This is a genomic window from Flavobacterium psychrotrophum (assembly GCF_003403075.1).
GTDB lineage: Bacteria > Bacteroidota > Bacteroidia > Flavobacteriales > Flavobacteriaceae > Flavobacterium > Flavobacterium psychrotrophum.
This window is the reverse complement of the sequence record NZ_CP031557.1, coordinates 314,458-337,800: the sequence shown is the minus strand read 5'-3', so window position 1 is coordinate 337,800 and position 23,343 is coordinate 314,458. Positions and strand designations below refer to the sequence as shown.

Below are 23,343 nucleotides of genomic sequence, written 5' to 3'. Positions count from 1 at the left end.
TTAATCATTTACATCATGGAAACTACAAAAATCCTTACCGGTTACTTTATCTATCTTCCTTTGGTGATAGCACTTACCCTGATTGTTAGCCGTACCTTATTTAAAAACGCAAAAGTTTTTATGCTCGATATCTTTAAAGGCCGTGAAGAAATAGCCACAGCTACTAATAAGCTTTTTGAAACCGGTTTTTACCTGCTTAACCTTGGTTTTGCACTCATGATACTTCAAATGGATTTATATAACGATACTTACCAGTCTTTGGTAGAAGCCCTGAGCTACAAAATAGGAGGTTTTAGCATCTATCTGGGTATTATGTTATTCCTGAACCTGTATTTCTTCTTCCGTGGAAAAAGAAAAGCAAGACAAAACACTACTGAAGAACGCATTGTATTTAAAGCCTGAACTCATGAAAACCCTTAACCACCAAACCCTGGTTTATGATAAAGACTGCCCGTTATGCAGGGCATATACGGCTGGTTTTGTAAAAACAGGTATGCTCGATGAAAACGGCCGTCTGCCTTATACCGACCTCAGCACAGATACCTATGCTTTTGTAGACCCTGACCGCGCCCGTAATGAAATAGCCCTTATAGACCACTACACTAAAACAGTAACCTATGGTATAGATAGCCTGCTAAAAGTGCTGGGGCATTCATTTCCCATTATTGAAAAAGCAGGAAAAACAAAATTTGTATATTCATTTCTGAAAAAGCTGTATTCGTTCATTTCGTACAATCGTAAAGTGATTATTCCTTCAGGAAAAAATAATTCAGAAGTACAATGCATCCCCGACTTTAACCTAAAGTACCGCATTACCTATATACTATTTGCAGGAGTAATAACCACCCTGGTACTATACCGTTATGCGCAACTTATGAATTATGGTGTAGCTATCTTACCCTTTTATATGGAGATGATTTTCGCTTTTGGGCAGTTACCGTTTCAATGGATGTTCATTCGCAATCAAAATAAAGAAACACGTTTTGAATACTTTGGTAACCTCATGACAGTGTCGTTGTTTGGATCGTTATTATTAGGGTTAGGGATAATTGCAAATACAATAGTAAACATCCCCGCTGAAACGCACACACTATGGTTTTTAATTACCTCAACCGTCATGTTTTTTGAACACCTGCGCAGGGTTGAATTGCTGCACCTTTCGGCAAGGCTCTGCATAAGCTGGCTGGGTTACAGGTTTCTTATTCTTTTCTTTATTTTCTTTTATTTCTTCCTCATTAAATAATAACCATCATGAAAAAATTAGTTATTGCCGCAGGAACAGGCTTTTTAGGTCAGGTGCTTGTTGCACATTTTAAGGATGTTGCAGATCAGATTATTATCCTTACCCGTGGCAATGCCCGTATAGATGGCAATGTAAAGTATGTGCATTGGGATGCCAGGACTCTTACAGGCTGGGAACGCGAACTGGAACGTGCCGATACATTGATAAACCTCGCAGGAAAATCGGTTAACTGTCGCTATACCGAAAAAAATAAGCAAGAAATTATTTCAAGCCGGGTAGACAGTACGATCATTTTGAGTAAGGCAATACAACAATGCAATTACCCGCCCAAAAATTGGCTCAACTCAAGTACTGCCACCATTTATCGCCATAGCAAAGACAAACAGATGGATGAAGCCACAGGAGAAATTGGCGATGACTTTAGTATGAATGTTGCTAAAATGTGGGAACGGGTATTCTTTGCAGCAGAAACTCCAGGTACAAAAAAAATAGCCTTAAGAACATCTATTGTTTTAGGTAAAAATGGAGGAGCATTTCCTATGTTATTGAAACTGGCAAAGCTGGGGCTTGGTGGCAAACAGGGCAGTGGCGATCAGTTTGTAAGCTGGCTGCACGAAAGTGACTTTGCCAGAGCTGTTGATTTTATTATTAACAGGAAAATTGATGGCGTGATAAACGTGGTAGCACCCACACCGGTAAAAAATGACTTATTTATGAAAGCATTGCGCACAGCTGCCGGTGTACCCTTTGGCATATCACAGCCTAAGTGGTTATTACAAATGGGAGCAACCCTACTTGGTACTGAAACTGAGCTTGTACTTAAAAGCCGTAATGTGATTCCAACCCAGCTGATAGAGCAAGGTTTTGAGTTTGAATTTGAAAAAATTGAATCAGCATTTAAAAATCTCGTATAAGTTCTGATCCTTGATTTTTGTTTTAATTATACAAAAACAAGTTTAAAAACACAAAATTGTAACATTTTAAAAACATCACTAAAATGTAATCCAAGATTAAACGGCTTAACTTTTATTTAAGAAATATGTTAGTTAAAGGTTTATCAACCGTTATGATACGTCAATAATTAACGTATTAACCCTTTCTTAACCTGTATTTTGGTATAAGAGGTAATTTTTGCGCCACTAACTAAAATTAAGAAACAGGATGAAACAATCTTTAAAGGGTTTTCTAATGGCCGCCTTTATGCTTCTCTCAGGAGCAATTATGGCACAGGAAACCATTACCGGTACGGTAAATGATGTTAAGAACCTTCCGCTGCCAGGCGCTACAGTAAAGGTAAAAGGCACACAGGATGTTGCAACAACGGGCATAGACGGTACTTTTACCATCAGCACATCTGTAACATCGGGTAGTATAACCATAAGCTTTATGGGCTTTTCTTCTCAAACCCTCCCGTTTACGGTTGTAGCAGGCACCCCGTTAAATCTGGGCCCGGTAACACTTGCTGAGGATTCTGAAGAGCTTGATGCTGTTGTAATTGTAGGTAAAGGTGTAATTGACCTTGCCCAGGATAGGCGTACCCCCGTAGCCGTTAGTAACATCAGCCGTAAAGAAATACAGGAAAAATCGGGTAACCAGGAATTTCCTGAGGTTATGAAAAATACACCGGGTATATATGTTGCCAGCCAGGCGGGTGGTTATGGAGACTCTAAGATGTTTGTTCGCGGTTTTGACCAGACCAACACAGCCTTTATGCTAAACGGACAGCCTATAAACGGTATGGAAGATGGAAATATGTACTGGAGTAACTGGAGCGGCATGACCGATGTAGCAAACCAGGTACAGGTGCAACGCGGACTGGGGTCTTCTAAACTTGCCATATCATCTGTAGGTGGTACGGTAAACATTGTAACTAAAGCTACAGACCTGCGTAAGGGCGGTTTTGCCCAGTCTATGATAGGTAATGACAATTACAACCGTACAACTGTAGGCTACAATACCGGTCTTATGGAAAACGGTTTTGGCGCAAGTGCCATGCTCACAAAATGGAGTGGTGATGGTTACAACCGTGGTACATATGGCGAAGGTTATAATTACTTTTTATCATTTGGTTACAAGGCAAACGAAAGGCATATGTTTAACATACTTGTATTTGGCGCGCCACAACAACATGACCAAAACTACACAAAAGCGATATCAAGATACCTTGAGCAAGGCCGCAAGTACAACAACAACTACGGCTTTCTTGATGGCGACTATTTAAGCGAAAGGGTTAACTACTACCACAAACCGGTAGCTAACTTTAACTGGGATTTTACCATTAGCGATAAAATGAACCTGAGCACAGTAGCTTATGCTTCCTGGGGTCGTGGTGGTGGTACAGGTAACTATGGGTCATCAAGTAATAAAAAATATACTGCAGATGGCCATATAGATTTTACAACCATTCGCAACAATAACAGGGCTTTGACGGATGGTATAGGTAATGTAGCCAACTCATACCTTATTCGCAACTCGGTTAACAACCACGCGTGGTATGGTGTAGTATCTAACTTTAACCATGAAATAAATGATAACTTTAGCTACAACGCAGGTGTAGATCTTAGAACATACAAGGGCACACACTACAGGGAAGTATCAAACTTTATGGGCTTAAATGGCTTTTTTGTAAACGATAACGTACAGTATCCTGATTACACGGTTACAGAACAGTTTAGCGCTAATCCGTGGAGTGCTTTTACAAACAAACCATCTAACACTCAAAAAATTGATTACGATTATGACGAGCGTATAAGCTACCTTGGTGTGTTTGGCCAGGCAGAATATAAAACAGATGATTTTTCTGCTTTTGTTCAGGGTGCGGTTTCTAACCAGAGCCACGTACGTTGGGATCGTCAGCAATATTCACGTGCAGAAGAAAAATCAGACAAAGTAAACAATACCGGTTACAACATAAAAGGCGGTGCAAGTTATACCCTGGCAGAACAGCATACAATTTTTGCAAATGCAGGCTTTTATTCAAGGCAGCCTTACCACGATAACATCTATCTAAGCTTTGGCAACGCTGTAAACCCATTTACAGAAAACGAAAAGATTACCGGTCTTGAAGCAGGTTACCGCTTTAGGAGTGATATAATAGACATTAACCTTGATGGTTACATGACACGCTGGAAAGACAGGGTAACTACAACCCAAAATACTGCGGTTAATACCATTACCGGTAACGAAGAGCAGCTCTTTACCGTAAACTCAGGCTTACACCAGTTTCATACAGGTGCAGAACTTGAGGCTATAGCACACCCTACATCAGATTTTAGCATTAAGGGTTTTGCTTCTATCGGAAACTGGAAATATAAAGATAATGTGTTTACAAGAATATATGACGAAAGCAGGAACCTTGTAGCAGATGACGTTTATAAAACAGGAACTACTTCTTTAAAAGGCCAGTCTGTAAACGAAATTGATGGCAGAAAAGTAGGTGGTGCAGCGCAAACATCATATGGCCTTGGCGCTTCTTATAAAATAACTAAGGGACTTAGCGTAGATGCTGACTGGAGAACTTATGATAAACTATACTCATCAGCAGTAATAAAAGATAATGTAGAAATACCTTCTTACGATCTTGTAGATGCAGGTGTTACATACAAGCTTAACTTTTCAAATACTTCATTAGTATTCAGATTAAACGTAAACAACGTGTTTGACGAAGTATATCTTTCAGAAATTACCACTGCTAACCAGGTTACACCAACATCTGTTAACTACAGGGGTATAAACGTAACCAATAACGTATTCTTTGGTAACGGCCGTACCTGGAACTTTAGCATGCGTTACAACTTCTAAAAAAATATATTGCCCCAACAAATCAAAGCTCCGCTATAGCGGAGCTTTTTGTTTTATATCCCAGATGTAAGCAGGTATATAAGCACAAGCCATAAAACAGGCACACTTTCTACCCAGAACAATGTATAATATTTATTGCGGTGCGGTGTAGCAAACATGGTAAACAGCCCTACAGCAAGTATCAAAACAACATTAACAATTAGCTGCCTCACATCAACTGTTGTTTTAAAAAATTCAAGAAAGTAAAAAATAGATAATAATAGTATGTTCAGCAAACGCGTATTTTTCAGACCTATTTTTTGGGGAACGGTTTTAAGGGCAGGGTCGTCTACGCTCAGGTCGATGATTTCAAAAATCAGGATGAGGATAATCACGAGTAAGAAGCGCTGACAAAATTTAAGCCAGGCATCATGTCCCAGGTCCAGTCCGGCATTAAGCAGCGGCATCATGGTGGTTACACCTGCCCAGCATAATGCTACGATATAAATTTTTATACCGGCCAGGCTACGCAAATTACCCTTGGGCGAAACAGGCACAGCATACAGTACTGCAAATACTGCCAAAACAAGTGCAGCAAGCTGGGCTTTTAACGATAGCAGCAAAAAGCACCATCCGCCCAGCAGCAATGCTAAAATACTTATTGCTGCCACAGTTTTATGAAAGGTACTTATTGACAAATGCCTGCGAAAACGCTCTTCATATTTTATAAAATTGTAGCCAAACAATGTCCCGAAAAAAGCAAAGCCTGCCATAGGTAAATTAAAGGGCAGCCAAAACATATGGTTAGTCATTAACACCAATGCCAAAACGGCTACAGCTACGTGTACACTGCCATGTATATACAGGTAAAAAATTTGTTTTATCGCCTTCATTCCACAAATTTAGCGAATATCACAACGGTATCATATCTGGAATGAAAAATTCACAAATTCGCGATTCAGTTTGCATTTTAATTTGAAGATAAATCACTAATTTTGTGCCTTTAAAAAACACGCAACTAAATATATGAAAACAGATGCTTTTGCTTTAAGGCACATCGGCCCCAGAGAGGCTGACCTGCAACAGATGTTTAAAACCATTGGCGTAGAAAATATAGCGCAACTGGTTTATGAAACCCTGCCGGATGACATCCGCCTGAAAGCACCGCTAAACCTTGACCCCGCGCTTACAGAATATGAGTACCTAAACCATATTACGCAACTGGGCAACAAGAATAAAATATACAGGTCATTTATAGGTTTGGGCTACCACCCTGCCATTGTACCTGCACCCATACAGCGCAACATTTTTGAAAACCCGGGCTGGTATACTGCTTACACGCCTTACCAGGCAGAGATAGCACAAGGCCGCCTTGAGGCACTGCTTAACTACCAGACTACAGTAATAGAACTTACCGGCATGGAGATAGCTAACGCTTCTCTTCTTGACGAAGGTACTGCTGCTGCCGAGGCTATGGCACTTCTTTTTGATGTGCGTACACGCGACCAAAAGAAAAACAACGTAAATAAATTCTTCGTTAGCGAAGAGATACTTCCGCAAACACTTAGCGTACTACAAACACGTTCTACGCCTATAGGCGTAGAGCTTGTTATAGGTAACCACGAGGAATTTGATTTCTCTGAAGGTTTTTATGGCGCAATATTACAGTACCCTGGCAAATTTGGCCAGGTACATGACTATGCCGCTTTTATTGCTAAGGCGAAAGAAAACAATATTAAAACAGCCGTTGCTGCCGATATATTAAGCCTTGTAAAACTTACATCGCCGGGCGAGCTTGGTGCAGATGTTGTAGTAGGTACTACACAGCGCTTTGGTATCCCTATGGGATACGGAGGGCCACACGCAGCTTACTTTGCTACTAAAGAAGAGTACAAGCGCTCTATGCCGGGCCGTATTATTGGCGTTACTATAGATGTGAACGGCAACCGTGCACTACGCATGGCGCTACAAACGCGTGAGCAGCACATAAAACGCGAAAAAGCAACCTCTAACATTTGTACTGCACAGGTACTGCTTGCTGTTATGGCAGGTATGTATGCCGTATATCATGGTCCTAAAGGCTTACAGTACATTGCAGATAAAGTTCATGCAAGTGCCGTAACAACTGCCGATGCGCTTAACAAGCTTGGCGTGTACCAGACTAATACTGCATTCTTTGATACCATTACCGTTAAGGCAGATGCTGTTAAAGTTAAGGCTGCTGCCGAAGCTAAAGAGATCAACTTCTATTATGTAGACGAAAACACGATTGCTATAGCCTTTAACGAAACTACTTCGCTTAAAGACATTAACGATATTATTGCTGTATTTGCAGAAGCTACCGGCAAAACTGCCGAGGCTGTAACCGGCCTTACCGAAACGGTTCATATTCCTGAGAGCCTTGTTCGTAACAGTACGTTCCTTACACATGATGTATTTAACAAATACCACAGCGAAACGGCGTTGATGCGCTACATCAAAAAACTGGAGCGTCTTGACCTTGCCCTTAATCATTCTATGATATCGCTTGGATCTTGTACCATGAAACTTAACGCCGCTGCCGAAATGCTGCCGCTAAGCTTACCTAACTGGAACAGCATTCACCCTTTTGCCCCTGTAGAGCAGGCAGAAGGTTACCAGACCATGCTTAAGAAACTGGAAGACCAGCTAAGCGAAATAACCGGTTTTGCAGGTACTACCCTTCAGCCAAACAGTGGCGCACAGGGCGAATATGCAGGCCTTATGGTTATACGTGCTTATCAGGAATCTATTGGCCAGAGCCACAGGAATATTGCACTTATACCTGCTTCAGCACACGGTACTAACCCTGCTACTGCCCACATGGCCGGCATGGAGGTTGTGGTTACCAAAACATCTGAAAACGGAAATATCGACGTAGAAGACCTTAGGGCAAAAGCTGAGCTGCACAAAGATAACCTTGCCTGCCTTATGGTAACTTACCCGTCTACACATGGTGTATATGAGGCTTCTATCATCGAGGTTATAAACATCATCCATGAAAATGGCGGACAGGTTTATATGGACGGTGCTAACATGAACGCTCAGGTAGGCCTTACAAACCCGGGTACTATTGGTGCTGACGTTTGCCACCTTAACCTGCACAAAACATTCGCCATACCTCACGGTGGTGGTGGCCCAGGTGTAGGCCCTATATGTGTGGCTAAACACTTAGTACCATTCCTGCCTACAAACCCTGTTATTACTACAGGTGGCGATAAAGCCATTACAGCTATATCTGCAGCACCATGGGGTTCTGCGCTTGTATGCCTTATTTCTTACGGCTACATTACAATGCTGGGCGAAGAAGGGCTTAAGAGTTCTACAGAGCATGCTATACTGAATGCTAACTACATTAAAGAACGCCTTGCAGGCCACTATGATACGCTTTATACCGGCGAGATGGGCCGTGCAGCGCACGAAATGATATTAGAATGCCGTCCGTTTAAGGCGAATGGTGTTGAGGTTACTGATATAGCCAAGCGTTTAATGGACTATGGTTTCCATGCACCTACAGTATCGTTCCCGGTAGCGGGCACACTAATGGTAGAGCCTACCGAGAGTGAAAACCTTGAAGAGCTTGACCGTTTTTGCGATGCGATGATCGCTATCCGCAAAGAGATTGATGAAGTAAGCGCAGAAGACAAGAACAACGTCCTTAAGAATTCGCCACACACACTGGCAATGCTTACTACAGATACATGGGATTTCCCGTACAGTCGCGAAAAAGCTGCTTACCCGTTAGAATATCTTCATGAAAATAAATTCTGGCCGGGCGTACGCCGCGTAGATGATGCATACGGCGACCGTAACCTGATTTGTTCATGCGCGCCAATTGAGGCGTATATGGAAAATTAAGATGACCTAATATATGAAAAGCTGCCCTCGGGCAGCTTTTTTTGTGTAGCACAGTGATGAATAAATACTGATTATTAGTCGATATTATATGGCCAATCTACCTTATAGTACTTAATATCCAGTGTAAGCTCAACCCATTGAGCCGTCCTGAAATCATAATATTTCTTTTTAACCGTAGCATTTATAGTATCGTCATTCACAACATCAACATGATCTGCGCGCCCAAAATCTTCGCCTGACTGATTACTAAATTCAGGAACATTAAGATGTATTACCTTTTTTTTATAATCATACTCAAATAAATAATGAGGCCCGCTGTTTGTGTAGGTATTAAAGCCTTGTGGTGTAGATGGGTATTCAAAATACATATTCATGTGTGGCAGCTTAAAATCTATGAGTTTAGACTTAGATTGGGTATATTGATTATGCTTAATTTCTAAATCATAATAATGCCTGTGCGAAAGTTCAAAAAAATCTGACATCTCATCCAGCATATTATTAGACGCATGGCCGTCATCATTAATATCGACAGCAATATTAGATGTCATAGATCTTACTTTATAGTACCCTGCAATTGGTAAAGTTTGTTCACTCTTCTCATCATTTGTAGTACATGCGCTTAATAGAGCAATCAAAAGGCTAATGCCCAGATAGATTTTTGTTTTCATGATGGTGGTTTGTAGACCGAAGATACTAAAAGCTTTGTACTGCATACAAGGTATTAAATAATTTTAACACGGGTTATTTGTACATTTACTGATAAAAGTCAGTAAACGTACAAACGGATTTCACGAATTTCGTACTACAATTTAATTTGAAATGAAAGACATTCAAACCAGGAATGACCTTAGCATACTGCTATGGGCTTTCTACACAAAGTTGCTGGCAGATCCTGCAATAAATTACATATTTACCGATGTGGCAAAAATTCATCTTGAAAGCCATATGCCATCACTTACCGATTTTTGGGAACAAACCTTACTGGAGCGCAACGGCTATCGTAAGAATGTAATGGAAATACATGTGCACCTCAACGCCATGGAAGCACTTACAGACACGCATTTTGAAGTATGGCTGCGTCATTTTAATGAAACAATCGATACACTTTTTGAAGGGGAAACTGCCGAAAAAGCAAAAACACGTGCGTTATCTATTGCCACAATTATGAAAATAAAACTACATACTACACTATAAGCCAGGTTTTAAAAAAAAATACTATTTTTACAGGCAACAAAATTTATATGCAAGCATAGCAATTTTAACGCTGTTGCATCATTTTTATCGCTACATTAGCTATTACAAAATAAACAGGCACAAATAAAATGAACATCAGAATAACGGGGTCAGGCTCTTACATTCCTAATAAAATTATCCCAAATATAGATTTTGCAAGCCATCAGTTTCTTGATGAGGAAGGGAAACCGTTATCTTACTCTAATGAAGTAGTTACCGAAAAATTTCAGCAAATAACCGGGATAGAAGAACGCCGCTATGCAGATGACAACCTGCTTACAAGCGACATTGCTTACTTTGCCGCAGAGAAAGCCATTAAAGACAGTGGAATTGACCCTGAAACCCTTGATTATATAATACTTGCGCATAACTTTGGCAATGTAAAAAGCGGTACTATACAAACAGATTTAGTACCAAGCCTTGCCAGCCGCGTAAAACACAGCCTGCGTATTAAAAACCCGCGCTGTGTAGCTTATGACATACTGTTTGGCTGTCCGGGTTGGGTAGAAGGCGTTATACAGGCTATGGCATATATTAAATCGGGCATGGCAAAGCGCTGCCTGGTTATTGGAGCAGAAACCCTGAGCCGCGTTACAGATCCGCACGACCGCGACAGCATGATCTACAGCGATGGTGCCGGAGCAAGCATTATTGAAGCTACAGAGGAAGAAGGAGGCATATTAGCTAATATTACAGCATCATATACGTATGATGAAGCTTACTTCTTATTCTTTGGAAATTCTTACAATAAAGAACATAACCCGGATGTACGTTACATTAAAATGTATGGGCGAAAGATTTACGAATTTGCACTTAGTAATGTACCCAAGGCCATGAAAGAGTGCCTTGAAAAAAGCGGCGTGGCACTTAGCGATGTTAAAAAGATACTGATACACCAGGCAAACGAAAAGATGGATGAGGCTATCATTCAGCGTTTTTATAAACTGCATGGCACTACCCCACCCGATGGCATTATGCCTATGAGCATTCACAAACTGGGTAACAGCAGTGTAGCAACAATCCCTACGCTTTATGATATGCTAATGAAAGGCTTACTGCCGGAACAGGCACTTAATAAAGGCGATGTGGTATTGTTTGCAAGCGTAGGTGCTGGAATGAACGTTAATGCGTTTATCTATAAAATTTAAATAAAACAACTGTATTACAGCAAACTGAGATACAAATTTCAATTATTTTCACAAAAACAAACTTTGTGTAGATAATTGAAATTTGTGTCTTTTTTATTTGTGCATATGTTACTTTAATCCCCGAACCTTTATCTCTTTTTTTATTTCCTTAAGATTATTAAAGTTAAGCAAGCCAATGGGTGCAAGCCCTAATGGAATTACACTCATTGCCGAAAATCCATTTTTAAAGCTTGTATAAACTACAGCAACAAGCAATAATAGCATGCCTATAGAAAACATGATTACTATAGCGCTTATAGTCTTTTCAAATCTCAGTAATTTTTCGTCGGGCATGTCTGCAAATTTATTTGCCATGATAAAAGGTTTATTAGTTTGCGCTAAAGTAGCAAAATGTATCCCTTTTTACAAAGGGTAAGAAATTTATTACTACCAAAAGTAAGTCTCTATTGTTTATCAAATTTTTCCAAAACCTTATTTACCCAAACGTTAAGTTGGTAGACTAGCCTTAATTTGTATATAACCATTATGGATATTAAACCATATAGCCCCGTTTTATACATAAGGTTTAAAAGGTGGCTTGCAGTATTCGGCAGCAGATACACGCCAACTCCCGCCAGCAAGAATATCACCCCCATTTTAAAGAACTTAACATCAAAGGGCAGCAGCTTAAACTTTTTATAGATAAAGGCCAGCTTGCTGATGTTAAACAGCGTCATACTAATAAACGATGCCCACGCAACACCTACTATTCCGTAACCCATATTAAGGAATAAGAGATTAAGCGATACGGTTAAAATCACTAAGATACTTACAGCTATAAGATTAAAGCGATAATATTTAGAATAGGTAATAATTTCTCCGTTAAAGCCCGTAGCCATATTAATCAGCACACTAAAACCCAGTATCTCTACAATGGCTATAGAATCTTTCAACTTATTATAATCAGGCATCAGGCGGAAAAGATCTTCAATACCCAAGAAGATACAGCCATACAATACAGCCCCAATAAAGAAAAGCAGGCGGGCTATTTCTTTATATTTTACATCAAGATCTTTTAAATTGTGGTCTTTTAGGTAATTGCTGATAATAGGTGCATACAGGGCAAACATCCCCACAGCTGGAATTTGAAGCGTTGTAGCCAGCATTGAGCCTATACTAAAGGTACCGTTTGCCTCCATCGAAATATATTTCGGAATAATAAGTCCGTCGATACGAAAAGCCAGTAGCGAACCTAAACTACCTGCAAGCGCATATAAACTGTAACGGAAATAATCTTTTCGGGAAATCTCGCCAAACAAGGTTTTAAAACGGTAGTTGAATCCCGGCTTATAATATTTAAACAGGTATACTCCGGTAAATAACATTATAAAAACAAAGCCTGAAATGTACAGCCAAATAGCATCCTGTGTGGTAGCAACACCATAAATAACCCACAAAAAGGCCGCGGGGAGCACTATTTTAGGAATTACCTTTTCAAAAAGCGTAGGTACAGCAATGCGCTGCAAATCCTGTAGCTGTTTTTTAAAAAGCTCTACAAAGGCCAGGGCTATTGCTATAGGGTAAGCATAATATGCCAGGCTTATATATTCATCTTCAATAACATTTGCATAAATACTAAGCCCTAAAAAAGTTATAAGGCTTACAACAAGTACCGATATAATGCTATAATTAAAAAGCTGTTTTTGGTGGCGCTCATCCAGCGCCGGATAAAACTTTATAAGTGCCTGGCTTGCCCCTAACACCATAACAGGAAACAGTAGTTGCGACAAGCTGTCTATGTAGCGCATCATCCCCAGTAGCTCTTTATCATTAGGGTAAATAAACAAGGTAGAAATAACACCTATACCCGTACCCAGATAATTAAATAGCGCAAACCACACCACCTGCTTCATTGGGGCTACTTTTTGTTTTTCCATTACAGGGCGTTTTTTCTGGCAACCTTTATGGGTGCGGTGTTAAATACATGGTTGGCATAATATTTCAGCAATGTGCCCAGCATCTTCCTTGCCTCAGCCTTGCTATAAAACTTGCTAAAGTATTTTGGCAGGCCCAGTGCTTCTTTAAGTCCCTGCTTGTAGGCATTAAAAATGCTTCGGTTAGGGTCTATAAGTGTAGCTAATATTTTATACTTGCTCTGGGTTGTGTCTTTATTAAAGTTGCGGGTAATAACGCGGTCGTGTACAATTTTAGCATCAGTGTCAATACCTATTAGAAATTTATGGTACAACACACGGTCACAATAATTACGGTCTTCACCATAATGCCCAAAAAGCGGCTCAAAGTATCCCACCTTCTTCACACAATCACTACTCAGCATCCAGGCAGCGGCGTTTACAAACGGCACTAATGGTATTCGATTTAAATCTCCGCTTTTACGATTTAGATATGTTGAAAAAGATACATCAAGATCTGTTTCATTAGCTACGTAGTGCATTGGGCTAAGCAAGCCAAGCTGCGTATTAGCTTCCATTTTATGGACAAGGCTTTTTACAGTATCTTTAAAAACCCAGGCATCCTGGTTGAGCAGGAACAGGTAATCAGCCCCTTGCTCTATGGCAAGTTTCATCCCTATATTATTGGCTTTGCCAAATCCAAGGTTACTGTCACTTTCTATAACTTGTACTTCGGGATACTGCTTTAGCAGCGCTACTGAGTTATCAGTAGACTGGTTGTCTATCGCGATAATGCGCACCGGATAAGACGATGCCAGCAACGACTGAATGTTTTTATCGATCCAGCGGGCGCCATTATAGGTAACAATGATTACAAATACGTTCTTATCCAAGGTTTCGTTTTTCGGTTAGCGCAAAATTAAGGATATTTGCAGTTCTTTTATATTTCAGGATGAAATACTATACAATAATACCCGCGCACAACGAGGAAGCCTTTATGGGCGTAACCCTTGAGTCGCTTGCGGCACAAACCATACTCCCTGCAAAAGCAGTGGTGGTAAACGATAATTCTACCGACAGGACTGCTGCCATAGTGCAGGAGTTTGCCGCAAAATACCCGTGGATATCATTGGTAAACAAAGATTCGCAGGCCATACACCTGCCCGGCAGTAAGGTTATACAGGCTTTTAATGCCGGTTATGCTACCGTAGACGAAGAGTATGACATCATTGTAAAGCTGGATGCCGACCTTATACTCCCTCCCGATTATTTTGAAACGGTTCTTGATGCATTTAAGGCCGATGAAAAAGTGGGCATGGCAGGTGGCTTTGCTTATATCGAAAAAAATGGCAACTGGGTAATCGAGAACCTGACTGATAAAGACCACATTCGCGGGGCATTTAAAGCCTACCGTAAAGATTTGTTCAAACAAATGGGCGGCCTGCGTACTGCCATGGGCTGGGACACCGCCGATGAGCTTATCGCAAAATTCTATGACTGGAAAGTAGTTACCATAGAGCGCCTTAAAGTAAAGCACCTAAAACCTACGGGAGCCAATTATAATAAAGCAGCACGCTACAAACAGGGCGAAGCATTTTACACCTTGGGCTATGGTTTTGTAATAACAGCCATTGCAGGTGCCAAGCTTGCCATGCGAAAAAAGAAGCCTTTATTATTTGTAGATTACATAAATGGTTTCCTTAAGGCTAAGCGCGAAGGCAAAGCACTTTTAGTATCTGCCGAGCAGGCAAAATTTATTAGAAAGTACCGCTGGAAAAAGATGAAACAGAAGCTTTTTTAATAACGCAAATATTAAAAAACTATTAACTAACAATAAAAAACGGATGTAAATCGGTACATTAGCCGATATTTCCTGACACTAAATGATAAAAGCATTACATCAGATAGGCAAGTACTTCCTTATGCTAAAAGAGGTATTTAACAAGCCAACCAAGTGGGTGGTTATGAGGCCTCTAATTTTTAAAGAAATCGACGACCTCATTACCGGATCTATGGGTATCGTTGCCTTTATATCGTTCTTTATAGGCGGTGTTGTTGCCATACAAACGGCACTAAACCTTACAAATCCGCTTATTCCTAAATCGCTGATTGCATTTGCCACCAGGCAGTCTGTAATATTAGAGTTCTCTCCTACATTCCTTTCCATCATCATGGCAGGGCGTGCAGGTTCATACATTACATCGAGCATAGGTACCATGCGCGTAACAGAGCAGATAGACGCACTAGAGGTTATGGGTGTTAACTCGCTCAATTACCTTGTTTTCCCTAAAATCATGGCCTTTTTACTATATCCATTTGTAATAGCCGTATCTATATTTTTAGGCATCATAGGCGGATGGCTTGCAGGGGTTTATGGAGGCTTTATAGGTAGCGACGAATTTTTAACCGGTATTCAAAGAGAATTCATTCCTTTTCATATAGTATATGCCTTTATTAAAACAGCCATATTTGGGTTTGTGCTTGCTACAATTCCATCATTTCATGGTTTTTATATGAAAGGTGGCGCGCTTGAGGTAGGTAAAGCCAGTACAACATCATTTGTATGGTGCTGCGTGGTAATTATCCTTATTGACTACATATTAACCCAACTACTACTAAGCTAATGATAGAGGTAAAAGACATAGAAAAAGCATTTGGCGAAGCTAAGGTACTTAAGGGTATTTCTACTACATTCGAGTCGGGTAAGACCAATCTTATCATTGGCCGAAGCGGCTCCGGTAAAACAGTTATGCTAAAAACACTGCTGGGCATCCACACACCCGATGCAGGAACCATATCTTTTGACGGCCGTATATACAGCGAACTTAACCCAGACGAAAAACGTGCCCTTCGTACCGAAATAGGCATGGTATTTCAGGGAAGCGCACTATTTGACAGCATGAGTGTTGAGGAAAACGTGGCTTTTCCGCTTAAGATGTTTACCAATAAGCGCTCCAAGGATATAAAAGATCGTGTAAACGAAGTACTGGATCGTGTAAACCTGAAAGATGCTAATAAAAAATTCCCGAATGAAATATCGGGTGGTATGCAAAAAAGGGTTGCTATTGCAAGAGCTATAGTAAACAATCCTAAATACCTGTTTTGTGATGAGCCTAACTCTGGACTTGACCCTGAAACAAGTATCGTAATTGATGAACTTGTACAGGAAATTACCAAAGAGTACAACATAACAACGGTTATTAATACCCACGATATGAACTCGGTATTGCAGATAGGCGAAAAGATCGTATTCCTAAAAAATGGGGTTAAAGAATGGGAAGGCGATAACGAACAGATACTTGAAACCCGAAACAAGTCGATTGTAGAATTTGTATACTCATCAGACCTTTTCAAAAAAGTACGCGAGAGCCTCCTGGCAGATGAAGAAGAACATCATCATCATGACCAGAACAACAATAACAAAAAAGCTTAGGTAGTACCTAAGCTTTTTTGCTTTAAACCGGTTATCTGTATTTACACCCTTTTTAAAAGATATACCCATCCGGTAACCTGCTTGCCTTCGCTTAGCGTAATTACATAAAAGTAAGTGCCCGTAGGCAAATCGCCTTTATCAGACTGCCCATACCATTCGTTAAGGTAATTGGCCTTTTCATACACCTGCATGCCGTAGCGGTTAAATATCTTTATATGCCTTACATCAAGGTTGCTTAGGTCAAAATTATCATTGTACTGTCCATCACCCGGAGATATCCCCTTAGGTATAAAACAATGTGAATTGTTTACAGTAACATTTCCTGTAGCACTACAGCCATCAGTATTTGTTATCAGGGCTGTATAAATACCCGTTGCGCCATTAGTAATATCTGCCGACTCTCCTACAGCATTAAATCCATCCGGGCCTTCCCATGTTATTGAAGCTATGTCCTGAATTTCGTCAAGGTTACTAACACGTATTATATAACGCTCATTTTCGCAACCGGCTTCTAATTCTACGTTAAAAGCATTGGTATTTGGCGAGACTAAAAATTCTTGTGTTGTTGTACAGGTATTTGTTGTTACTTCTACCTTATAAACACCTGTTTCAGATATCTGTACACTACCGGTAGTAGCCGATGGTTGCAATACATCATCAAGATACCACTTGTAAGTAGCACCGATAAAGTTTGATGCATTTACGTTTAACAAGCCAGTCTGCCCATCGCACAGTACAGCATCGCCGTCAATAACAAACTGCGGATTAGCATTTACCACAACACTTACTGTAGCAGACGGAGAAGGACAACCGTTAACTTCTACAATTAGTGAATAAATACCTGATGCCGCAGGGCTTGCAGTAACAATAACCGGATTAGGCTGGTTTGATGTAAAACCATTAGGGCCTGTCCAATTATATATCGCATTTGGCACAATTGTTCCCGCAGCTGCAAGCGTTACATTTGCTCCTTCGCAAACAGGAAGTATAGGTGCAAGTACCGGTGCTGCTAATATGGTATTAAGCGTCAGGGTAACAATAGCTTCATCTGTGACATTGCAAAAGTTTGTAACAGAATACTTAAAATGATATATACCTCCGGAAACACCCGCTGTGTTAAACACCTCTCCGGTAAGGCTTCCCGCGCCGTCTACATCAGTCCATGTGCCACCTGTGGTATATGTTGCGCCAAGGTAAGAACTAAGCATAATGTTGCCTCCTGTATTACAAATTGTATCAGTTCCGTCAACACCTGCATAAGGTAATGGGCTTACAGTAACCGTAACTTTAGATGGCGGCGAAGTACAGCCAAATGCCGAAACAGTTAGGTAATAATCTCCTGCCTGCGCCAGCGTTATATTTGCCAGTACAGGGTTTTGATCTATTGAGGTAAATCCATTAGGGCCTGTCCATGAAAATGAAACACCCGGTAAAGTAAGCGACCCAAGTATAACCGTAGCTCCTTCGCATACACCCGCAATTGGAGGGAGGCTTGGTGCTGTAGGGGTATCTTTTAAAGTAATGGTTATTGTAGCTGTATCCATAAGATTACAGAGGCCGTTTACAGTATAGGTAAAGTGATAAGTTCCGGCAGATACAAGAGCTGTATTAAATGAGCCACCCGTTAATGCGCCTGTAGCATCATTATCCGTCCAGGCTCCTGACGTATCAAATGATGTCCCTAAATATGTTGTAAGATCCAGCGCTGTAAAAGGATTACAAAGACTGTCTGTACCATCTGCACCTGCATTTGGTATAACATTAGGCGCTACATTATAAGTTAGGGTCTGGTTAAGGCACGACTGAGGGTTTACAGCTTTAATTTCAAGAACGTAAGTACCCGACTGCGTTGCAGAATTATATGCGGTAAACTCCAGCATAGGAGCAGTACTAAGTACAGTGCCGGGATTACCCTGCTTATACCATTTGTAAGTAACAGATACCAGCCCAGGCGCAGTAAGCGTACTGTATTCGCCTTCGCAAAAGCCATCAGGTGTAATGAGTATGGGATCTTCTTCTCTAATAAGAAAATCCCTGTTGCGCACATTACCACAACTATCTGTAACCTGAAAATTATAATTTGCTGGTTCAAGCCCGGAAAATAGGCTGCTACCCTGATTATCTATGTTAAATGACGTATCGCCGTTCTTACTGGTAATGCTGTAAATAAAAGGTGGTACACCTGTAACCTCCAGTGCTACTTCTACCAGGCCATTATCACATGGAAAGGAGTAGGCATCAACTATCTTTGGCCCGCCATCAAAGGTAAACTCCTCTATCGGTTCCATACAACGGCTATTAACGCTTGTTCCATTACCATAAGTATAAAAAAACTTAAGTATCCTGAACCTCCCAACATAAGGGTTATTAATGTTAACCGTATTTACAATTAACGGCACAGCATTGCTCACGTCTGGAAGTCCGGAAGAGTAAGGTACTCCCGTTACCGGATGCCCCCAGGTACCGGTTGCTTCATCATACTTTTGCAGCCAGAATGATTGCGCATACCCACCCGTACTATAATATTCAAGGTCAATATCAAATGATCCACAGTGTTCAATAATTGTAACTTCACTGGAATTCACATGAAACCCTGTTACTGTTATAGTCTGCTCCTGGGTAAACCCGCAGCTGTCTGTAAAACGCATTTTATATTCCCCTTCAGGTAATGAATTTACATAAACGTCTCCGGCAGTATTTCCCGTTTGGTTTATGCTTGAACTAATGTTATAAGGTAAATTTTCAGTAAATGCAGTTGGTGCTGCTATAATCGTAACTGATGTAAAATCTACATTGCCTTCGGCATATATCCTTACAGATCCTTTACCCTCTTCACAACCAGGGCGTGGAATTACCACAACGCCGCCTGTAGCACCCGTAGGTTGTAATGTAACATTGGCTGTATAGGTATCTCCACAGGTATCTGTAATAAAAAATGTATAATCACCCAGCGGCGTATTGCCAAGTACAAAAACACCAAGAGGGTTAATAAACTCCGAAAGATCATCTGGCACAGGCCCTGTATACGCTGCCGGAGCCGCCGTTATGCTAACTGTTGCTATAGTACGCCCCGGCAGGCCAACAGACAAATTGCCTGTAGTGCTACCGCATTCAGCCTCGGTTACAACCCGCTGCAAAATTTCGGGCGGTATTACATTAAATGTACGTACCGCAGTACGTCCGCACGCATCTGTTACAGATACTGTGTAAGACCCCTCTGGCACTTGTTGTGACTGGCTGCCAAACTGAGCGCCGGATGTAGTATAAGTAGGAAATGAGCTGCTATAATCAGCAGCATTAAAGCCTGCCGGAGCCGAAGTAAATGTTACGGTATATGGTGCTGTATAATTATTAGGAGCCAGTATAAAATAACGCCCGTCACAATCAGGAAACTGAAGCTCTGCATTTACATCAAATTTTGTATTTACCTGATTATTGGCACTTGTAAAACTATTACCACAACCATCTGTAATTACAAGGGTATAACTGTACTGCTGACCATTGTAAAATGGAAGTGCAAAAACAGCCTGGCTATCATCCGGTGCAGATGTAAGCGTCCTGGTAATAACAACAGGGGTACCTCCCCCGGAGGACTTACAGTATATCGCAACGTTAATGGGTAAATTACCTGTAATGGTGGCGGTGCCAAAACAATGTTACTAACATTTATAGTATTGCACGATGGCAATGCACCTCCCGGAAGGGTAACAGTCCCAATATTTATACTGGTATTAACCTGTATAAGTGTTACCGAAACCACAACAGCTTCACCACAGTTATCGTATACCCTAACCCCATACAAACCTACAGGGAGACCCGTAAAAATATTTGAACTTTGTAAAGGCTTTGTTACCGGGCCCGATATAATTTGATAAGAAACAGCATTACCCGCCGTAACATTTACCATAATTGTACCATTGTTATTACAGGTAACATTACCGGGAACAGGCGTAAAACTAAGGTCTGCCACAGCATTTATTATTTCGGTAGTAACCGAGGCAGAGCTGGACTGGTTGTTAAGCATTTGTATAGCCTCTACAGTGTATCTGCCGCTAACAAGGCTGTTTAACGATGTGGCCGCAGTAGTGGTAATTGGGTTAGTTGTATCTGGCAATAAATATACTTTGTAAGAAATGCTTGCTCCTGAAACCGTACCCGATGTAGTAAATGTTAATGCCCCATTACCCAGGCAGGTTTGTGGTGTGGGCGTAACAGTTAATGTAAAAGCAGGTAGCTGAGCAAATAAACTTACTGAAAACAGAAAAAAAACAGCAGACAATATCTGCCTTATGTGTAATATTGGTTTCATTAAAGAGGTCTTAGATTGGTAATGCCTAATATAACATTAACTTATTATTAAAAACAAGTAATCTATATTTTTAACATAACAGGTTAAAATAACTTTACCCTATGCAAGAATCTCAATTTTAGATACACTTTATAACAAACAATGCTTAAGGGAGCAATTCTACCTCGGCATTTGGATTAAAAAGATAAACGCGCCCGGTTTTTACTTCCTGGCATTCAAACCTTTTTATACGCTGTGCGCCTTTTTTAAAAATTTTGCCATTGTAGATCCTGAAAAGCGCACCATAAGGCACCTGAAAGATATAGTGCTTATCTTCATCTTTTTCGTCATATTGCTTTAACGCAAGCGATAATGTGGCATCTGTATCGCTACTGGCTTTTGGATTACGAAAGTGGCGTGCAATAAGTGGCAACAAATGTGAAGGAAAAATTTCCGGTCTTATAAATGGCACCATCAGCCGTTGAAATGTAGACTTCCATTCGTCGCCATGGGGCTTTATATTACGCCCGTACTTTTCAAAAGCAGCCAAATGTGCAATTTCGTGTATGAGCGTAATAAAAAACCGATATTTATTGAGGCTGGCATTAACCGTAATACGATGGTAACCAGCACCATCGCGATGATAGTCGCCATGGCGGGTAACGCGCTCGTTTACAATTTTAAGATGCACCCCATACAGCTTTATCAGCTCAAAAGCAGGCTCTACCGCATGCTCGGGCACATATTTAGCTAATACCTCTGTCATTTATTAAGGGGTGGTAGATGATACCTGCAACACCTTACTATTAAAATACTTATTTCCGGTAAGGGCAAAATCAAAAATATAGTCGGCCATTTGCTTTGGCGAAAGCGGTGCTTCGTATCCCGGGAATGCCTCCTGAAGCATCTCAGTATTTACCGCACCTAGTGCCAGTACATTAAAGGCTATTCCTTTTTCTTTATATTCTTCAGCTAATAGCTCACTAAGTGTTATTACCGCACCTTTGCTACTGCTGTAAGCACTTAGCCCCGCAAACTTCATGGTGCCCTGTACCCCACCCATACTACTTATGGTAACTACATGGCTACCCGTAGGCATGTATGGCAAGACAAGCCTGTTAAGGGCAGCTACGCCAAATACATTTACTTTATAAATATACTCGAACTCAGCCGCAGTAATTTCGCCGAAAGGCTTTAAAACTAAAGCCCCTGCATTATGTATAAGGACATCAACCGTTTTAAAATTGCTTTCTATAAACGGCAATACAGTTTCTAAAGACTTTTCGTCGGCAAGGTCTACCGAAAGGCAGGTAATGTTTTCATTACCCAATAAAGCTTGCGGTATTTTGCGCGAAAGTGCGAGAACTTTATGACCTTCAGCGGCAAACTGCAGGGCAAGCTCCAGGCCTATGCCACGGCTTGTACCCGTAATAATTATATTTTTACTCATTATTTTTTTACTACAATATCGCCAGCCGGCGCATTAACCATTTTAGCTATTACCGGTACCATCTGCTGAATAAAGCTAGTCATAGAGGCAAGGTTCATATTTTCATACTCATCATCCACATGATGGTAATAGTCAAAATTTTCAAAGTCAAAGGTACATACCGTTTGCGATGGTTTATGAAACTCGTTATAAAAACTATAGTTATCGCTACGGCGAAACAATTGATATTTCATTTCTACATCAAGATAGCCTACCAGTTTTTTACCGGCATACTCGTTCATTTTGTCCCCCATATTACTGGTACCCCAACCGGTAACATATGCCAGGATATCGCGCTTCATGGGTACACCCACCATTTCAAACTCCAGCATGGTATATAGGTTAAAATCCTGCTTTTTTAATTTGGCAGCCAGCGATCTTGAACCTAACAGCCCTTCCTCTTCACCAGAGAAAAAGCAAAACAACACGCTACGTTTGTTATTCTTCATCTTGCCAAAATAATTAACCATTTCTGCCACCGCCGTAGTACCCGATGCATCATCGTTAGCGCCGTTATAAATACTGTCTGTACCGGTAGGGTTTGCCTCTACCCCTATATGGTCATAGTGTGCACCCAGTACCACAAATTCTTTTTTAAGTACAGGATCTGTACCTTCTATATAGCCCACAACATTGTAGGTAGTGGCTTTATCATAGTTGGTAAGTGTATCTTTAAAGGTAGCGAAGTAAGGCTTTACACCATTTTTCACAAAAATATCTTCAAGGTAAACGGCTGCTTTTTCAAGTCCTTCGCTGCCGGACATACGCCCTTTTAATTCGTCTGACGATAAAAACTTAAGCGTAGCCTCTACCGACTTTTGGTCTACTTTATAATCAGCAGATTTTTTCTTTTTCTGCGCGCAGGATATCGAAATACAGCCTAATGATAAGGCAAGAAGAAATATTTTTTTCATGGTTTGTGTTTGTAGGGCTAAAATAAGAAATAAAAATGATACAGCAC

The 23,343-nt window shown here is 40.7% G+C and carries 20 protein-coding genes; 10 read left to right on the top strand and 10 right to left on the bottom strand.

Annotated elements, in window-relative coordinates; genetic code table 11:
- Positions 1–15 precede the first annotated feature (15 nt).
- The 4 genes from DYH63_RS01290 (at position 16) to DYH63_RS01275 (ending at position 5,044) form a co-directional block, all read left to right on the top strand.
- Positions 16–402: a hypothetical protein gene (locus DYH63_RS01290; RefSeq protein WP_116787079.1), complete on the top strand. Its 387-nt coding sequence runs from the start codon at positions 16–18 to the stop codon at positions 400–402.
- Positions 403–406: 4 nt separating this feature from the next.
- The gene (locus DYH63_RS01285; protein ID WP_116787078.1) at positions 407–1,243 is read left to right on the top strand and encodes a thiol-disulfide oxidoreductase DCC family protein; all 837 of its coding nucleotides are present in this window, start codon (positions 407–409) and stop codon (positions 1,241–1,243) included.
- Positions 1,244–1,251: 8 nt separating this feature from the next.
- Positions 1,252–2,157, top strand: coding sequence for a TIGR01777 family oxidoreductase (locus DYH63_RS01280; protein WP_116787077.1), 906 nt, complete (start codon positions 1,252–1,254; stop codon positions 2,155–2,157).
- A gap of 247 nt (positions 2,158–2,404) precedes the next feature.
- Positions 2,405–5,044, top strand: coding sequence for a TonB-dependent receptor (locus DYH63_RS01275; RefSeq protein WP_116787076.1), 2,640 nt, complete (start codon positions 2,405–2,407; stop codon positions 5,042–5,044).
- A gap of 53 nt (positions 5,045–5,097) precedes the next feature.
- Here DYH63_RS01275 and DYH63_RS01270 read toward each other — a convergent pair whose 3' ends face one another.
- Entirely contained in the window at positions 5,098–5,916 is an 819-nt protein-coding gene (locus DYH63_RS01270) for a hypothetical protein (RefSeq protein WP_116787075.1), read from the bottom strand.
- Positions 5,917–6,049: 133 nt separating this feature from the next.
- On the opposite strand from DYH63_RS01270, the gene gcvP reads away from it, so the two are divergent.
- Positions 6,050–8,899 (top strand): aminomethyl-transferring glycine dehydrogenase, encoded by a 2,850-nt coding sequence (gene gcvP, locus DYH63_RS01265; protein WP_116787074.1) that lies wholly within the window; start codon positions 6,050–6,052, stop codon positions 8,897–8,899.
- Positions 8,900–8,973: 74 nt separating this feature from the next.
- Here the strand turns inward: gcvP and DYH63_RS01260 are convergent, their stop codons facing one another.
- Positions 8,974–9,567 carry a hypothetical protein gene (locus tag DYH63_RS01260; protein WP_162926883.1) on the bottom strand — a complete coding sequence of 198 codons (594 nt, stop codon included), beginning with the start codon at positions 9,565–9,567 and terminating at the stop codon, positions 8,974–8,976.
- A gap of 151 nt (positions 9,568–9,718) precedes the next feature.
- On the opposite strand from DYH63_RS01260, the gene DYH63_RS01255 reads away from it, so the two are divergent.
- Both DYH63_RS01255 and DYH63_RS01250 read left to right on the top strand, forming a co-directional pair.
- Positions 9,719–10,093, top strand: coding sequence for a group III truncated hemoglobin (locus DYH63_RS01255; RefSeq protein WP_116787072.1), 375 nt, complete (start codon positions 9,719–9,721; stop codon positions 10,091–10,093).
- Between the two features lie 128 nt (positions 10,094–10,221).
- Positions 10,222–11,280 (top strand): 3-oxoacyl-ACP synthase III family protein, encoded by a 1,059-nt coding sequence (locus DYH63_RS01250; protein WP_116787071.1) that lies wholly within the window; start codon positions 10,222–10,224, stop codon positions 11,278–11,280.
- A 108-nt stretch (positions 11,281–11,388) separates the two neighbouring features.
- On the opposite strand, the gene DYH63_RS01245 is transcribed toward DYH63_RS01250, so the two are convergent.
- The 3 genes from DYH63_RS01245 to DYH63_RS01235 all read right to left on the bottom strand — a co-directional run bounded on the left by DYH63_RS01245 (position 11,389) and on the right by DYH63_RS01235 (position 14,065).
- Positions 11,389–11,634: a redox-active disulfide protein 2 gene (locus tag DYH63_RS01245; protein ID WP_116787070.1), complete on the bottom strand. Its 246-nt coding sequence runs from the start codon at positions 11,632–11,634 to the stop codon at positions 11,389–11,391.
- Between the two features lie 89 nt (positions 11,635–11,723).
- Entirely contained in the window at positions 11,724–13,196 is a 1,473-nt protein-coding gene (locus tag DYH63_RS01240; protein ID WP_116787069.1) for a lipopolysaccharide biosynthesis protein, read from the bottom strand.
- Positions 13,196–14,065: a glycosyltransferase family 2 protein gene (locus DYH63_RS01235; RefSeq protein WP_116787068.1), complete on the bottom strand. Its 870-nt coding sequence runs from the start codon at positions 14,063–14,065 to the stop codon at positions 13,196–13,198. The genes DYH63_RS01240 and DYH63_RS01235 overlap by 1 nt, the downstream gene beginning before the upstream one ends.
- Before the next feature lie 59 nt (positions 14,066–14,124).
- On the opposite strand from DYH63_RS01235, the gene DYH63_RS01230 reads away from it, so the two are divergent.
- The 3 genes from DYH63_RS01230 to DYH63_RS01220 all read left to right on the top strand — a co-directional run bounded on the left by DYH63_RS01230 (position 14,125) and on the right by DYH63_RS01220 (position 16,605).
- On the top strand, positions 14,125–14,973 hold the full coding sequence (locus tag DYH63_RS01230) for a glycosyltransferase family 2 protein (RefSeq protein WP_116787067.1): 849 nt from the start codon (positions 14,125–14,127) through the stop codon (positions 14,971–14,973).
- A gap of 82 nt (positions 14,974–15,055) precedes the next feature.
- Positions 15,056–15,796: an MlaE family ABC transporter permease gene (locus DYH63_RS01225; protein WP_116787066.1), complete on the top strand. Its 741-nt coding sequence runs from the start codon at positions 15,056–15,058 to the stop codon at positions 15,794–15,796.
- The gene (locus tag DYH63_RS01220) at positions 15,796–16,605 is read left to right on the top strand and encodes an ABC transporter ATP-binding protein (RefSeq protein WP_116787065.1); all 810 of its coding nucleotides are present in this window, start codon (positions 15,796–15,798) and stop codon (positions 16,603–16,605) included. The genes DYH63_RS01225 and DYH63_RS01220 overlap by 1 nt, the downstream gene beginning before the upstream one ends.
- Positions 16,606–16,646: 41 nt before the next feature.
- Here DYH63_RS01220 and DYH63_RS01215 read toward each other — a convergent pair whose 3' ends face one another.
- The 5 genes from DYH63_RS01215 to DYH63_RS01195 all read right to left on the bottom strand — a co-directional run bounded on the left by DYH63_RS01215 (position 16,647) and on the right by DYH63_RS01195 (position 23,296).
- Positions 16,647–19,829 carry a T9SS type B sorting domain-containing protein gene (locus tag DYH63_RS01215; protein WP_116787064.1) on the bottom strand — a complete coding sequence of 1,061 codons (3,183 nt, stop codon included), beginning with the start codon at positions 19,827–19,829 and terminating at the stop codon, positions 16,647–16,649.
- 248 nt (positions 19,830–20,077) lie between these two features.
- Positions 20,078–20,914, bottom strand: coding sequence for a hypothetical protein (locus DYH63_RS01210; RefSeq protein ID WP_116787063.1), 837 nt, complete (start codon positions 20,912–20,914; stop codon positions 20,078–20,080).
- 145 nt (positions 20,915–21,059) lie between these two features.
- The gene (locus DYH63_RS01205; RefSeq protein ID WP_116787062.1) at positions 21,060–21,659 is read right to left on the bottom strand and encodes a SprT-like domain-containing protein; all 600 of its coding nucleotides are present in this window, start codon (positions 21,657–21,659) and stop codon (positions 21,060–21,062) included.
- A 3-nt stretch (positions 21,660–21,662) separates the two neighbouring features.
- Positions 21,663–22,343: an SDR family NAD(P)-dependent oxidoreductase gene (locus tag DYH63_RS01200; protein ID WP_116787061.1), complete on the bottom strand. Its 681-nt coding sequence runs from the start codon at positions 22,341–22,343 to the stop codon at positions 21,663–21,665.
- Positions 22,343–23,296, bottom strand: a complete 954-nt coding sequence (locus DYH63_RS01195; RefSeq protein ID WP_116787060.1) for a M28 family metallopeptidase — start codon at positions 23,294–23,296, stop codon at positions 22,343–22,345. The genes DYH63_RS01200 and DYH63_RS01195 overlap by 1 nt, the downstream gene beginning before the upstream one ends.
- Positions 23,297–23,343: the final 47 nt, after the last annotated feature.